The organism is Leptospira kemamanensis (assembly GCF_004769665.1).
Lineage (GTDB): Bacteria > Spirochaetota > Leptospiria > Leptospirales > Leptospiraceae > Leptospira_A > Leptospira_A kemamanensis.
Window position 1 is genome coordinate 1 of the sequence record NZ_RQGG01000002.1, and the last position, 15,836, is coordinate 15,836.

14 protein-coding genes are annotated in these 15,836 nt (G+C 37.3%); 7 read left to right on the forward strand and 7 right to left on the reverse strand.

Features of this window, described 5'->3' with window-relative positions; genetic code table 11:
* Positions 1 to 436 (forward strand): integrase core domain-containing protein (locus tag EHQ59_RS00010; RefSeq protein ID WP_135617137.1); only part of this gene is annotated, 436 nt, incomplete at its 5' end.
* A 475-nt stretch (positions 437 to 911) separates the two neighbouring features.
* Here EHQ59_RS00010 and EHQ59_RS00015 read toward each other — a convergent pair.
* The 6 genes from EHQ59_RS00015 to EHQ59_RS00040 all read right to left on the reverse strand — a co-directional run bounded on the left by EHQ59_RS00015 (position 912) and on the right by EHQ59_RS00040 (position 6,516).
* On the reverse strand, positions 912 to 1,475 hold the full coding sequence (locus EHQ59_RS00015; RefSeq protein WP_167481355.1) for a hypothetical protein: 564 nt from the start codon (positions 1,473 to 1,475) through the stop codon (positions 912 to 914).
* A gap of 2 nt (positions 1,476 to 1,477) precedes the next feature.
* Positions 1,478 to 2,701 (reverse strand): RNA polymerase sigma factor, encoded by a 1,224-nt coding sequence (locus EHQ59_RS00020; protein ID WP_135617139.1) that lies wholly within the window; start codon positions 2,699 to 2,701, stop codon positions 1,478 to 1,480.
* 25 nt (positions 2,702 to 2,726) lie between these two features.
* Complete coding sequence (locus EHQ59_RS00025; RefSeq protein ID WP_135617140.1) at positions 2,727 to 3,083, reverse strand: YciI family protein; 357 nt, start codon at positions 3,081 to 3,083, stop codon at positions 2,727 to 2,729.
* Positions 3,084 to 3,108: 25 nt separating this feature from the next.
* On the reverse strand, positions 3,109 to 4,095 hold the full coding sequence (locus EHQ59_RS00030) for an alpha/beta hydrolase (protein ID WP_135617141.1): 987 nt from the start codon (positions 4,093 to 4,095) through the stop codon (positions 3,109 to 3,111).
* Between the two features lie 438 nt (positions 4,096 to 4,533).
* The gene (locus EHQ59_RS00035) at positions 4,534 to 5,646 is read right to left on the reverse strand and encodes an MBL fold metallo-hydrolase (RefSeq protein WP_135617142.1); all 1,113 of its coding nucleotides are present in this window, start codon (positions 5,644 to 5,646) and stop codon (positions 4,534 to 4,536) included.
* 72 nt (positions 5,647 to 5,718) lie between these two features.
* On the reverse strand, positions 5,719 to 6,516 hold the full coding sequence (locus EHQ59_RS00040; protein ID WP_135617143.1) for a hypothetical protein: 798 nt from the start codon (positions 6,514 to 6,516) through the stop codon (positions 5,719 to 5,721).
* 176 nt (positions 6,517 to 6,692) lie between these two features.
* Between EHQ59_RS00040 and EHQ59_RS00045 the strand changes: the two genes are divergently transcribed.
* A complete protein-coding gene (locus EHQ59_RS00045) occupies positions 6,693 to 7,160 on the forward strand; it encodes a hypothetical protein (RefSeq protein ID WP_135617144.1) in 468 nt (155 codons plus the stop codon).
* A gap of 149 nt (positions 7,161 to 7,309) precedes the next feature.
* The gene (locus EHQ59_RS00050) at positions 7,310 to 8,542 is read left to right on the forward strand and encodes an adenylate/guanylate cyclase domain-containing protein (protein ID WP_135617145.1); all 1,233 of its coding nucleotides are present in this window, start codon (positions 7,310 to 7,312) and stop codon (positions 8,540 to 8,542) included.
* Positions 8,543 to 8,587: 45 nt separating this feature from the next.
* Here the strand turns inward: EHQ59_RS00050 and EHQ59_RS00055 are convergent, their stop codons facing one another.
* Positions 8,588 to 9,904, reverse strand: coding sequence for an LA_0442/LA_0875 N-terminal domain-containing protein (locus EHQ59_RS00055; RefSeq protein ID WP_135617146.1), 1,317 nt, complete (start codon positions 9,902 to 9,904; stop codon positions 8,588 to 8,590).
* A 474-nt stretch (positions 9,905 to 10,378) separates the two neighbouring features.
* Here EHQ59_RS00055 and EHQ59_RS00060 point away from each other — a divergent pair, with 474 nt between their 5' ends.
* The 4 genes from EHQ59_RS00060 (at position 10,379) to EHQ59_RS00075 (ending at position 15,542) form a co-directional block, all read left to right on the forward strand.
* On the forward strand, positions 10,379 to 11,917 hold the full coding sequence (locus EHQ59_RS00060; protein WP_244245292.1) for an FG-GAP repeat protein: 1,539 nt from the start codon (positions 10,379 to 10,381) through the stop codon (positions 11,915 to 11,917).
* Between the two features lie 31 nt (positions 11,918 to 11,948).
* Positions 11,949 to 12,419, forward strand: a complete 471-nt coding sequence (locus EHQ59_RS00065) for an AgmX/PglI C-terminal domain-containing protein (RefSeq protein WP_135617148.1) — start codon at positions 11,949 to 11,951, stop codon at positions 12,417 to 12,419.
* A gap of 310 nt (positions 12,420 to 12,729) precedes the next feature.
* A complete protein-coding gene (locus EHQ59_RS00070; RefSeq protein ID WP_135617149.1) occupies positions 12,730 to 14,187 on the forward strand; it encodes an HD-GYP domain-containing protein in 1,458 nt (485 codons plus the stop codon).
* Positions 14,188 to 15,077: 890 nt separating this feature from the next.
* Positions 15,078 to 15,542, forward strand: a complete 465-nt coding sequence (locus EHQ59_RS00075) for a hypothetical protein (protein WP_135617150.1) — start codon at positions 15,078 to 15,080, stop codon at positions 15,540 to 15,542.
* Positions 15,543 to 15,836: the final 294 nt, after the last annotated feature.

Below are 15,836 nucleotides of genomic sequence, written 5' to 3' on the forward strand. Positions count from 1 at the left end.
TCACACAACCAAAATGCCGATTACTGCAGTCCAAACTTTGAATAATGAAGTCCTTCCTTTTTTCGAAGAACACAACATTCCTATCAAAACGATTCTTACAGATAACGGACGAGAATACTGCGGGAGAGAAGATCAGCATCCATTTGAACTATTCCTTCAATTAGAAGACATAGAACACAGAACCACGAAAGTCAGAAGACCACAAAGCAACGGATATGTGGAAAGGCTCCATAGAACTTTGCTAGATGAACACTTTAGAGTCGCTGGTAGAACAAATTTTTACGAAACAGTAGACGAAATGGAGAAAGATTTTCAGCTTTATCTAAAGTTCCATAACAACGAAAGATCACATCAAGGAAGAAATATGAATGGAAGAACTCCCTATCAAGTTTTCCAAGAAGGAATCCGAGAATTAAAAATGGAAGAAGATCAATAATCTAAATTAAGTTAGAGGATTGTGTAAGGCGAATACTGTATCTGTACATTTAATATTAAATGTTGCGGTTACAGTCTTCATTTTTTTGCCTTGCCTATATGAAACAAGACGGAAAGAAGAAGACGATCATTACAAACTCGGTCTTTTTTTAGAATGGAACTACACTTTGAATCACTTCCCTTCGTTTGAATCCTAAAAAAATGTTACGTATTAATCCTGATTTAAAATTCTTTTTATTGAATACAAATTTTTTGACCTATTCTTATCTGAAACATTTTACCTTTGCTAATGTAGATCAATTTCAAGAATCCATGGTTATCGTAATTTCATCTCTTTAATAGATAGAATCACACTCATCAAATCCATTTATCTTTACTTGTCTAAATGGATAGAAAACACTTTCTCTTGAACTTATTATCAATTTGATATTGACAACATTAACTTTGAAATATTCAAAAGCGAGAATTTATCTCCTTTAAAAATAATACCTTCCAGCAAGAGCGAGGCCCACATCCGCACCATTTTTGCCCGTTAAAAAAAGTTGCATATACACTTCGCCAGACAATTCAAATCGTTTGTCATCAGTAAAAAAACTAAGTCCAATGGGTGCTCGGAGGCCAAAAGAAGATTCGTAGGAACGATCTCGAAATACATTTCCAAAACCTCGCCCTTTTCCTGAATTTCCTTCAGAACTTCTTTCTTGGAAAACACCACCTCCCCCTACATACAATTTGAGTGCAGGACTGAATTCCATAGCATTATAAAGATAAACTGCATGCAGATGAGTTCGCCCATTCCCAATGGTTCCAAATCCAATACTTGCTTCCACTGAAGATTTTTGATCGAAATGATATTTTCCACTAACACCAGTTGGGCCAAATAAACTCAAACCCAATCCAAATTTTTTAGCACTTCCCGAACTAGATTCGGCATTCAATGGCGAAAAAAAAATAAACAAGACAACACAAAAAAATATACTATATCTCATCATCATTGTATAGGAATGGAGAGTGGAAAAACTGCCAAGTAAAAAAGGCATTTCTAAATTCTGGATATTCGTTTATAGATGACTAATTTTTCCGCATCCGTTTTGACGAGGTTGTATGCTCTTTCAAATGCTTCTTTTGCTTTTCCGGAATCTTCTCCTATATACAACTCTCCTAATAAACAGAAGTAGTTTGCATTATCTGCCATAGGAAATTTCTTAAGTTTCATCAAAGCATCTTCACGATTTCCTTTTCGATAAATTGCATAAACAAGATTGAGTTGAACCAAAGAGGAAGGCTCTATTTGCAATAAACCTGAATACAACTGGTGAACCATATCCCATTTTCTCTCGGTCTTGTCTGGGAACGTATGCCAATAAGCAATTGCCGCTTCTAAATGATATTTTGAAAACTTAGGCTCTTTGTTTGCTTCTGAAAAAAAAGCCTCACCCTTTCGGATAAACTCTAAATTCCATAATTCTCGGTTTTGATCTTCATACAAAACGATTTCATTGTTTCCATCGATTCTTGCATCAAATCGGGAAATATGAAAACAAAAAAGAGAAATCAGGGCATTCACTTCCGATGTATTGGTCTCTTGATTTTCCAATAGAAGGGAACAAAGTGAAATCGCCTCCAAACACAAATCTTTTTTAAACATTTTGTTTGGAGTTTTAGAGGCATAACCTTCGTTAAATAATAGATAAATTGTTCGTAGAACTGAAGTGAATCGATTTTCCCATTCATTGGAAGATGGAAAATCCAATTTTACATTGAATTCACGAAGTTTTTCTTTTGCTCGAAATAATCGCTTTGAGATTGTTTCTTTATTCGTAAGAAATGCATTTGCAATTTCTTCCAAACCAAACCCATACAAAACCCGAAGAGAAAGAGCAATCTGTGACTCCAAAGGAATCGAAGGATGAGAGATGGCAAATAACATTCGTAGCTGACTATCTAAAATATTTTCATTCGAAAGATCTAAGTCTCCTTCGAATGTATGATTCTCTTCTTTATTTATCGAAATCAATTTGTTTTGTAAAAGAGTATCTCGATGGATCACATTCTTCGCTTTATTTTTTGCAACCGTATACAACCACCCAACCGGATTTTTGGGAATTCCATTGATTCCCCATGTTTGAGATGCAGTTAAAAATGTATCACTGACAATATCTTCTGCAATCTCTATCTGGTAAAATCCATGACGTTTACAAAGAACCGAAATGATTTTCGAATACTCAGTACGAAACAAATGAGGTAAAAGTTCAGTATGATCCATCTTTTTCAGTATACGATCGAATGTTTTATTCTTCTGTGTGGATACTCATCACTTTTCTCACCTCAACACTGTTTCCTTCTCCCATAAGGATAGGACATTTTTTGGCAATGTTTGTTGCATCTTCAAAACTCTTAGCTTGAATGATAATGAAACCAGCAAGGGATTCCTTTGTTTCCACAAAGGGCCCATCTGTAATGATTTGGTTGGATTTAACAACTCTTCCTTCTGTAGACAAAGCAGTTCCCGATAAAAATTGTTTTTTAGCGACAATCGTATCGATCCAATCTTGGTACTGTTTCATATAAATTTGAAGTTGTTCTGGTGAAGGTTGAGAATCCTTTGTTAGTATATCGAGCCGCATTAAAATTAAATATTCGTCCATGTTTTTCCTCTCGTTTTATATGATTTTACAATTGTTTTCGAATGAAATTACGCATTTTCGTTTCGTATTCCACTGGATTTGCATCCCAAACTTTTCCGTGAGAACCTAATTCTGTAATCCATAATTCCTTTGGTCCAAGATACAGAGACATTAATTTCTCCGAATGTTGATATGGAACAATGAGATCTTCTTTGCTATGAATGAAAAGTATTGGCACATTTCCGACCAAAGGTAAAGAATTTTCAGGACTCATTAAAGTATCAAATTTCCCTCTGACTTCAACGAGACCAATTAAAATGTTTACCATCCATTTCGGTAGAGAAGACGACTCTGGAGCATCAAAAATCAATTTTTCAAAACTGATCATTGGATTTTCGACTATGATCCCTTTTAAATTCGTTAATATTGGCAATGCAATCAAAAGAGAGGATGCCCCAACTGAATTTCCGTAAACAAGAATATTCTGATATTGCTTAGATACATATAAATATGCTGACAAAATATCTCTCGATTCACGGATTCCAAAACTTAGTCCTGGCACAACACAAGGAGCTTCTCCGTGACAACTAAGATCAAAACTGACAACATCCAAACCCTCTTTTAGAAACATGGGAATCAATCGAGTGATCTCCCGCCGATCGGAACCACCACCGTGAACGAGTAAAACCACACCTTTCTCGTTCAAAACTCCATTGTCTCTGGCACCCACAATCCATCCCGGCAATTCGTATCCATTCAAAGACAGGAATGTAATCTCTTTAAATCGATAATCCTTTGTTAGGCGAATATTCCCACAAAAACTACCCCAAACCAATTCCCCTTCATGACTGCACTCGCTAAAATTTTGAGTGATCCCTTTCCACTTCGGAAATAAAATCTGATTACTTGCCGACCAAATCCCAATCCCGACAATGCACAAAACAAATGGGAATAGAATCAAGAAACCATAACCGAATTTGATCCAAATTTGTTTTTGTTCCGAACCTTGCCTCGTTTCCCTTTTTTGGTTCATATGCTCTCCTTTCCTTCTATAGCAATTGAAGATCGCAAAATGGGACAACACCCGTGTCAAAAAGTGAACAAATCAGAAAAAAAATTGAAAAAAGAGGAAAGCTCCTATTCCAAATAGTTTGGTTGTGTTAGGAGGGAAAACGCCACCTGCCCACGAGCCACTCCCCTCCACCCTAACTCGGGAGGGGGATTTTAGATTCGCATCCGCATTATGTCTCATTAAAACCCAACCTGAATCCCATGTCGCAGACCCGATTTCCTTCACCTCATGCAATAGGATTTTCAATCTGAGCGAGCCCCTCAAATCGATGTTAACAAGAAGTTCTCTCTTGGAAAAACGACAGATTGGTTGGTAACAACTCGGGTCGGGCTATCCAGGGCTTTGGTCGCCAAGCGACCGCTATCGCGCCCTTTCTATCCCTCTCGCAAAGAATCCTTTTTAATCGGTTTGTATGAATTTTTTCCACCAACGCTCCATTAGGTTGGGTTCACTGATTTTTACTATTTGTCCAAATTTCGGTGTGAGAAGATCGATTTTATAAATTTGCGCTTGTTTCTCTAAGGATTCCGCAGGTTCATACCAACTGTGTAAGGACAAGTTAAACATTCCCCAATGCACAGGAACCAGTCGTTTGCCTTTTAAATCTAAATGTGCTTTTGCAGTTTGTTCGGGTAAAACATGCACCGCTTCCCACATCGGGTTATATTGACCATTCTCAATAAACGTTAGGTCAAATGGTCCATACTTCTCACCGATGTCTTTGAAATGAACATCATAACCAGAGTCCCCACTAAAATAAAATCTCTCTTTTTCACCAATGACTGTCCAAGAGGACCAAAGAGTTTTATTTCCATTCATCCCTTTTCTTCCAGAAAAATGTTGGGATGGCGTACAAATGATTTTGAGTTTTCCTAACTCTAAACTCTGCCACCAATCTAATTCCGTAAACCGATCCTCACTGATCCCCCATTCTTTTAGGTGGGAAGTTACTCCCAGTGGTGTGATAAACTTCGTATTCGTTGTCTTAAAAAATTCAATTGTGGACATATCCAAATGATCATAATGATCATGAGAGATGACAATATAATCTATCGGAGGTAATTCTTCTAACCGAACTACTGCATCCTGAAATCTTTTGACCATAAAAGCAAATGGTGCCGCTGATTCAGAAAACACTGGATCAAAGAATAAAAGTTTTCCTTCGATATTCACCAAAAATGTAGAATGACCAAACCAAATAAATTTGATGTGTTCATCTGGTTTTAGAAACTCATCAAAGTTAGGTTTTTCTTCAGGTAACTTGTGATTAGGTTTTTGGTGTTTGTCTCCACCAAACATGAATTTGAAAAAAAGAGAAAAGAAGTTTTGATTCTCACGCATTTTTTCCAAGATATCTGGCCTGCGATTGACAAATTGTTCGCGAGAAAGGTCATAATGTGTAGAGGTTTTGATCTTTTCTAGATGGCTACCTTCGGGATCCTTTCCAAACGCTTTGCATTGTGAAAGGAAAAAACTAAAGAAACATAAACAAAAGATAGGTAGGAATTTCAAACACCTTGCTCCAAAAATAGAATCTTAAGTTAGACTCTAAATTCTTGTCTTGTAGAAACAGTAGAAATGCTTTCATTTTTCCAATAATTTCAATTTCTCTTTCGCTTTTGTATACCAAAATCCTTCTTTTTGCATTTCGATAATCGATTGTAAAAATTTAATTTCCGCGGACCTTTGATTTTTCCCATATTTCAAATCAAAAATTTGTTTTTCACGATCTGGGTCAATTTTTCGGTAATAAAACTCTGAATCATCTAAGATTGGATTGAATTCAATTGTAAAATTTCCTTTGTTTGAAAACAGGGAAGTGGAACCCGGCACTTCTTTAGTTTTAATCGTATAAATTCCCAAAAATACAATTTCACCTGGTTTCCCTTTTATTTTCAAAGTATTGTAACTTTTGAATGGATTCAATCGCGAGTTCATGGAAATTGTACATCTATCACCACAACCTCTAGTCCATTTAAGCTCTCGAATCAAATACTCTTTGTTGCCATCTAACACATTTGGATTGTACATTGAATTTTTTGAAGCGTTTGCATAGGATACATATGTTTTTTCCTCTTCTTCAAAATAATAAAATCCCGACTTTGTAGACCCACCTTTAAAAGCGTTTTTCGATTCGTCCAACTCTTGAATTTCATAAATATCAATATTTTCACCTGTCAATGGCTGAAGGGAAATGAAGCTACTAGCAATTAAAACATCAGTCCTAACCGTTTCATCAAACAACAAAAACCCAACCAAAGTTTTTACTTCCTCGTCCTTATTATCTCTTGGATCAAACAGACGTTCAGTGGTTGATTTACATGAAAAACTGAAACACAAAATGAATAAAATTAGAATGCATCGCAATAAAATGGAAAACATTTAGTTATCAGAGAGATTCGAATGAAGTTTGTCAATAAAAAATAACTTGTCATTAGGTGGTGTTTTCTGAAAATTTGCAAATGCGTTTCACTACTCGATTTTATTTCGTTATTCTAATTCCCTTAGTCAACTGTATCTCATTCGCTAAAAACTTGTCGGAAATTGATGATTCTTTTATGAAACAATTAAAAGAAAATCCATCTGCAAAGTCCATCACCATATACCCACCTTCTTTTATCAATCACCCACAGATCGTTGTAGCGGATGCAAAACGTATTCAGCATGCCTTTGAAGAATCTGGGTATTTTAAATCAGTGAAACTCGGGAACAAAGAAGATGAAATTTATGCATTGGTTTTTTATACGCGAACAGCAGATACCGGTAAAGGCCCATTAATCACAGGTTTAAGTTTTGGCATTCTACCAGGGATTGGGCATGATAAAATCTCCACCGAAATTACCTTTCGAAACAATGAAACAGGATTAGCTAAAACGTATGCAAGGGAATCCGAAATTAAAATCTATATGGGGTGGATCTTTCTTCCCCTCTGGCCAATATTTCCAGAAACTCCAGAACTCAAAAAGATTGTAAAACATCATGTACACTCCATCATAAAAGAAGCAAAATTAGATGGAGTCATATGATAGTATTAAATAAGAATTCGTTTGTAACGAAATCCTATTTTTGCATACATTGTATCGATTATATATTTTCGAAAGTTAAAATCCGCATTTCAAAATAGAAATTGGAAAGAGAACGGACTTCTCTCGGTTCATTAAGGTAGCAGCGATCCATGAAAAAATCAATCGTCGATGAGATTTTAATCTCTCGGGAAATGAAAAACGAAAAAACGGTAGCCGTCGTTCGATTTGCCATTTTTTCCATCGCTTCCTGTTTAGATTATCTATCTTATTTCCAATGGATCAGTTACACAATTGTCCCACCCACGGCCGTTACTCTAATCTTTGATAGCATAGTTTGGGTGTTTGCTGGTCTTGTGTTATTGTTTGTCAGTTATTATCCTTACAAACCATACATAAAATTTTTTACGATTACTTTAGATTACGTCATTATCGGGCTTATGATCTCTTTTGATCCAACAGTCCAAAGAGAAAATGGAGTCATTTATTTTATCGCGATGATTAGCGCGATTTTCATCTACCAATTTAACTTACTCAGGCATTCAAAAATTGGAACCATTTATGGAGCAATTTTATCCTTTATCTTCCTTTTGGTGATTTCCTTAGGAGTAGGTGATGGATATCCCATAGATTTCATTCCGATGTTATTTGGACTTGGAATGATCCTTGCCATTGGTTATGTGACTACTGCTTCCAATATTGAAATGGTAAAGGAAGCCAATGCAAAACAAATGATGGAACGGTACCTTCCTTCACAATTAGTCAGTGAGTTTTATAAAAACAAAGCTCAACTAGAACCCGGCGGTGAAATGAAAGAAGTCACAATCCTTTTTTCGGATATCAGGTCGTTTACAAAATTTTCAGAACAAAGGTCCGCCGAAGAAGTGGTTCTGTTTTTGAATGACTATCTTTCTCGAATGACAGACATTATCTTTCAATTCAATGGCACAATCGATAAGTTTATTGGTGATGCGATCATGACCATATTTGGTGCTCCTTTTAAACGAGAAGACGATGCCCTTCGCGCTGTCAAATCTGCCGTGGAAATGATTCGTGAAATCAAGCGATTGAATCAAAAAAGGAAAGATATAGAGGATCAAATCCAAGTGGGAATTGGAATTCACACGGGAGAAGCCATTGTAGGGAATATTGGTTCAGACCGTAGGTTAGATTATACAGTCATTGGAGACAATGTCAACCTTGCTTCTCGTATCGAAGGATTAACCAAACACTACAACTGTCCCATCTTAATATCCGAAGCAACATTCCAACAGATTCATGGTAAGTATTCCCTAGATGATGGTTTTGCAATTCGAGAGATTGATAAAGTCATTGTGAAGGGAAAATCAAAACCAATCACTATATATGAAGTGATATGTTTCTAAAGTAAACCCAATATGATATGATAAAAGAATGTGAACTCTACCCCACTAGAAATTGAATCGATAGTTTGCACCTACTTGCATGTAAGTCAAAACTGTTTTTGAATCTAATAAGATAGGGATTATGATTTGAGGTGCATACACACTAATCAGAACTTGGGATAAATCAGAATTCCTTCCACCTTCATTTTCAGTGATATATCCTGATCCCAATTTGTTTTTCAAAACCATATTACTTGCTTCTACAAAGATACTCACATCATCTTTGATTTTGGTTGAGAATTTTAAATTCACTTCTGTTCCAGTTGACTTCCATTGGTAATCCAATCCAAATTGTCTGTATTTAAATGGGGATGTATCAAAACTAAATTCATTGCTACGAAAGGATGATGGACCTTGCATATCTAAGTATAAAACTTGACCTTGTAGTGTAAATCTCTCCCAAAATTTCCATTCATATCCAATTCCAATACTACCACCTTTTAATAAACTCGTAGATTCTCTATAGTTCACGCGACTTGGGTTAAATCCTGTTGAAGCTATGGCACCGATACTATCAACTTCTTGGTTCATCTTTGTCCAAATTCGTTCCACTCCAGCTACAATCTGGAAGTCAAAAACTGGATGAGGATAAGGTGTAAAACCAACCCTTGCGGATGCTTTTTGAAATTTTGTATCTCCATTGCCGAATAGAGCGTTCACTGCTGTTCCACTACTGGAAGAAGAACCACTACCAATCGAAATTGATTGGAATCCACCCGCATTAAAATTTCCTCTGGCTTCTGTTCCACGAAGTTCAAACGTAAAACGATCCCATGCATAAAACAAACGACCTGTTGCATTCTGCTGTTTTGTTTTATACGGAGTGGACTGAAGCTCAAGATCACCTCCACTTCCAAAAAATAGACCAGCAATCTGAATCGTCTGAAAGAACGGACGAAGTTCCGACTGGTTTTGCCCACTTCCAAGACCAAAAGATCCTTCTAAATAATGGCGTTTGGATTTCGAAAGTTGTTCTTCTCTATGTTTCTGTTTTTCTTCACTGATTTTTTTTTCTAAGGTTTCTTGTTTTTGTTTTTGCGCAAGTTCTGCTTCTGCTTTAAGTTTCTGATTTATTTCGGCAATTTGAGGTTCTTTTTGAGGGATGGTGGTTTCCGACTTCTTCGCAAATGAGATCTTTTTTACTTTCGATTTGGGAATCACTTTAGTTTTCCCGTCAGGGAGTTTGATTGTAATTGTATCCTTATCTTGGGCAAGAATTGAACCTTCCCATTTCTCTCCCGACTTCAGAAGGACCGTCTCACTACCAAGTGCTATATTGACAAATAGAATGATTACAAAAAATAAGCTGATCAAATGTTTCATAGTTTTAGTCAGTCCACCACTGCTCACCAAACATTCTATCACATTGTGCTGATTCTGCAATTCGAGAAAGGATTAGTTCGACATTTTCAATCTATATTTTGACATTCTAGCCGAAGGAAATTCATTTCGAACCTACAGTTCTGTTGGTTTCCCAAAATAGGAATCATCCAGAATTCGTAAATCAGCCAAATTCGGATATGGTCTGATTCACAAATTTTTCTTAAGAAATCAAAACAGAGCACCAGAAAAAACTTGCCCGCATAGATTTAATCAAAAAGAATTTCTAACGAATGTTAGCAATTTTTATTTGGAGAAGCGAATCTGCGGATTTTAATGGGGAAAGGTCAATACGTGTTTCGTTCGTTTTTGAGAAATAAAATTACAGGAATATTGCTTTTTCTCTTTTGTATGAACTGCAATGCATTAACATTGAATAACCCCTGTGACCAAAAATCGAAAAGTTATCTAGAGACCTTGTTACTCGCATCCGTATCGGAAACACCCATTCCCTTCTGTGGGTTTCGTGTCAGTAACGCACCCAAACTCTGGGAAACACAAGCATATCTCAAAGCATCGAATGCAGATGCAAATGATGGCTTCGGATTTTCCGTATCCATCTCTGGTGATACGATCGTGGTGGGAGCTGCAGGTGAATCCAGTAACCAATCGACAATTACCAATGGACCAACTGCCAGTAGTGACAACTCATTAGGCTCGTCTGGTGCGGCATACGTCTTCCGAAGATATGGTTCGTCATGGTCACAAGAGGCATACCTAAAAGCTTCTAATTTAGGTGTAACAGATCAATTTGGAGTCTCTGTTGCGATTGATGGAGATACCATAGTGGTCGGAGCAAACCAAGAAGATAGCAACCAAACGACGATTACGAATGCACCAAATGTGATTGCTCCGAATGAAGGAGCGACTGATTCAGGTGCCGCTTATGTATTCCAAAGATCAGGCACTACTTGGACAGAGCAGGCCTACCTAAAACCATCTAACACCGGAGCAAATGATCAGTTTGGAATTTCCCTTGCTATCTCAGGGGATACCATTGCTGTTGGTGCCTATTTTGAAGATAGCAGCCAAACAAGCATTACGAATGGATCTCCTGCTCCAGCCAATGAGGGCGCAACAGATGCAGGTGCCGTTTACGTGTTCCAAAGATCCGGCACTACGTGGTCAGAACAAGCCTACTTAAAACCGTCTAACATGGGAATAGGTGATCGTTTTGGTACTACTGTTGACATCTCCAATGATACAATCGTTGTCGGTGCCAATTTAGAGGCGAGTAATCAGATCACAATTACAAATGGATCTGGTGCCAGTGCCGACAACTCAGCAGCTAATGCAGGTGCCGCTTACGTATTCCGTAGAACTGGCACGACCTGGGCCGAAGAAGCCTACTTAAAAGCACCCAATGCAGAACCAAATGATCAATTTGGCGATGAGGTTGCGATCAATGGTGACACGATTGTCGTCGGTGCCTTTGCGGAGGCAAGCAATCAGACCACAATCACAAATGGAACTACGGCCAGTTCCGACAACTCAGCAGCCAATGCAGGTGCTGCCTATGTGTTCCAAAGAACGGGTTCGACATGGAGCCACCAAGCCTACCTCAAACCTCCCAATCTAGGCGCTGATGATCGTTTTGGTAGCGCAATTGCTATCGAAGGGAATACGATCTTAGTTGGATCTTTTTTTGAGGACAATAACCAAACAACGGTTACCAATGGAACGATGCCAAACGATGACAACAGCCTCTCCAACTCTGGTGCGGTTTATGTATTCCAAAGGTCTGGTTCCACTTGGGCATTTAGGGCTTATCTCAAAGCTCCCAATGCCGATGCCGAAGACAGATTTGGCAATGCGGTTTCTATTTCAGGAGATACGGCTGTCGTTGGGGTAAACCTAGAGGACAGCAATCAAAATACAATTACCAATGGACCAACTGCCAGTACAAACAATTCAGCTTTAACATCTGGTGCTGCCTTTGTGTTTATTAGAAAGTAAAACGGATTGGAAATATAAATTACATTCATAAATGAAAAAACAGATTCCCTATCAAAAAGAAATCATTCTCGTCACAATCACTACCCTAATCTTAAGCATTGTGTATTTTTTTTTCCTCCGTCCAAATGGAAATGGAAATGGAAATCAATTCACGCAACCCTCAATGGAAGTGGATAAAAAAGGTCTCTCACCTTACCACAAACGAGAAGTGAATTTTACCATCACCAAACACAAACGTAAAATTCAAATTTGTTACAATTTATACTTAGAAACAAAACCAAAAATCGAAGAAGGCAAAATCCAATTTGATTGGCAAATCGAACCCGATGGAGTTCCCATAAAAGTGGAACTCATCCAATCCGATTTACCATCTGATTCACTGATCAATTGTATTCAAAAAGAAATCAGTTCATGGGAATTTCCTCCTCCACCGGAAAGATCACAAAACACATATGCAGAATATACTTTTTTCTTTAAAAAGGATGTGAATGTTCCCAAATAAGGGAGAGTTATCAATCCATCTACTCTATCAAAAAAGAACGAATTGACTGCCAATGAAGCCGCAATCGCGGAAGAAGATGGCAGATGTTTTGCCGTTCTTGTAGTAGTGATTTCAAAGTTCACTGGTTCCACAATTTAAAACTCGAAAGAACTGAAGACTCGATCACTTACTTGATACAGCAGAACTTCGATCTAAAGAGACGACCCAAATGAGTGGATTTTTCTCAATAAAAAAGTGTCAATCGTTGGTCTAATTCGATTCTATTCGTCTCATATCAACAGATAATCATACCAAAATTGGACTATATCATTTGAGCGATTCTCCCTTAATTTCCCCTGACCAACTTGCTAAATTTGAATTTAATGATGATTTGCTGAGTAGTTATCGCAAAAGCAAACAAATCCCGCTCGATTTATATGATCGAAATGGCAAACTCATCATGGCCAAAAAAAAGAACGCAACGGAAGAGGATTTCGGAAAACTTTTAAAGATTGAGTTACAAGGAGCTTATTGTCTTACCACCGACAAAAAAAATTATCGTATCACATCAGGTGAAACGACTGACCCACGCCAAACAAAACTTTTTGATCCAGAAAAAACAACGGAATTTGCAAAACAAACCGAATCCTTGATCCTTGAGTTAAAAAAAGAAGCCTTTAATTCAGATCATGCCCTCAGAGTACACAAATCAATTGGAAAGGTTTTAGATGACTTCACAAGCAACCCAGATTTTGAATCTGGATTATTTAACATATTAGAGATTTTGAATCATGCAGGTGTGCCTGTTGAATCTGAACTCATGACCAAACGAACAATTGTTGCTATGGGTATGAAGGTTAGAACGAAAAAGATCGGTGTAGGTGAGGATAATAAACCTAATAAAAAAGATCATCTTTCTGTGATGAAAGCAAGTTTTCTTGCTGATATCGGATATTCAAAATTAGTATTACCTGACAAACCAAACCTAACAAAAGAAGAATACAATGCAATCCAACAACATCCAATAATCAGTTATCTAATGACTCTTGCGGCCCCCGAAATCACACAAGAAATTCGCACTTTAGTTTTGAACCACCATAGACCATTTAGAGGTTCTTCCATTAATAATAACTTCCCTGACAATCACACAGTATTTAAAAAGTTAATGGTCATTCGAGATAAGTGTATCAAAGACCCAAGTAAAAAAACTATAGTCGCTGATATCGATGCACAACTTCGAATCCAAGAATCAAATGTAAACTCTGTCAATTTTGAAGAAGATATAGCTATTTTGTCTCTTGCGAGTGAATATGCAAGTTTAACAACAAACCAACCATGGAGACCTGCATTTAGTTCAGCAACAGCTTTAAAGATGATTGTGAATGATTCGTTTTTTTCCTATAGCAATCGAAACATTCGCCATTTGTTAGACTATGTAGGTGCTAGCTTAACAAATAATCAGAATATAATCAACGTAGGAGATTACGTCATCACAGCATCTATTGATTCAGAAAAACAGGTGCATTTTGATATTTGCAAAATTTTAGAAGTTGATCGTTTTCAAACACGTCCAAAAATACAAAGGTTATGCACCATCAAACCATTGTTTAAAAAAGGGATTAAATATAGAATTGCCGATTTTGATATCAACGAAATTAGAATGGACAAACGCAGAGCAGTCATTGACCTTGCAGGCCAAACTTCCAGCACACAAAGGATCATCTACATCATTGATCCTGAAATGAATGCACCTCTATTTGATGCGGTCACGAAAATGGACATTTCATAAATGCATTGAAGTAACAAGTTCTAGTGATTAAAAAATTAAAAAAAGCGAAATATGCTTACCTTTGTTTTGCGCCAAATCATGAACTTTATGGAATAAAAATCTTTCATTTCTGAATCATAGTTTCGGAAAGAAAGGTTTTGTGTTAGGGGGGAAAGTGCCACCTGCCCACGAGCCACTCCCCTCCACCCTAACTCGGGTGGGGGTTTGTGGATTCACGCGCGCATTATGTCACATAAAACTTCGAGTTTCCGACACGATAAATATAAGCAACTCTCACTCAGTCGACTTGACTTTGAGGATTGGGCGAGTCCCCAAAATCGATTTCACCCGTATTCATATCGATTCGACAATTTTGTGATTAGATTTGATGACTCCTAACGAAAAGCCCAGACTGAATTTAAATTGGTTCTGCCCAATGCTCAATACCGCTTTAAAATCTTGAAAAATTACAGTTTTTTTGACTTTCTCCGAAAACTATGCCAACATCAAGCCGACTACTATCTTTTTCATGGAATTTAATTGATAACAACTGAAGATTAAATTTGAAAAATATTTATTTTAAAAAAATATCAATTTACCTCATATGGATCATTAAAATTGCTTAAACAGAAAGTAAGTCAGTTAACAATTTGAATTCGATTCCAAAACCATCATATCAAAGTTGTTGATCATAGTTAAGTATGTTTGTGGCTAGTGCAATTGGTTTCTTGTTTCATTTTTTATATGTAACTAAAGAAAGTATCTGTCGCTACTCGCACATAATAACGAGCAACACTTCATTCACACGCAAAGCATGTTAAAGGATATTTCTTACAAATATCGAGCAACTGATCAGGAAACAAATACTTGATCGTCGAAAAAGATTTAAATAGTTCGAAACTGGAGAAGCTATGAACTCTCAATTTTTTACCTTGTCCTTGGATTGGACCAATCCTAAGTTTCTTGTCCCTTTGGTTTTTGTCGGAATCGGATTCGGAATTCTGGTTTATGTCCTTAAGCTTTCGTTTGATTCAATCCACTTAAAACGGAAAGGAACTAAAAAGAAAGGCACAGTCGTCGGCTATAAAGACGTAGGTGCTGACAAATATGGAAAAAAATCGAAAGCTTTGTTAGTCTTTGTAGAGGTTGGCGATAAGGTTTGGGAATTCAAATCTCACTTGTATTGGGTGGTGCCACCATTTACCGTCGGTGATATGATTCCTGTATTGTTCTTGCATAAGAATTCAGATATTCCCACTTCACGTTTGGACAATTGGGAAGAACTCTTTGCGGACGCCATCCTATTGGGAGCGATTGCCGTAGTTCTACTGGTCTTGGGAAGTTTTCTACTTTTTAATTATGATCCACAAGTCTAATCTACGTTCATTGGAATTGGAAATTCCAGACCTAACTTACTGGACCCAGAAATTTAGCACTCAGGTAAAACTGAACCCCACCCCTTCCCTCCCATCCGGACATAAAAAAACCCCGCTAACTTAGCGAGGTTTGAAATGAACTATATCCGATGCTTCGACAAGCTCAGCATCCGCATCAGTGACTGGTTTCCTTTACTCCCTTGCACTTGCAAGGCTGTTCCCTGAGTAACGAAGTGTACCGAAGGGAACTTTTACAATATACAACGTAGCGTGACAACAATCCTAACGAAAGGT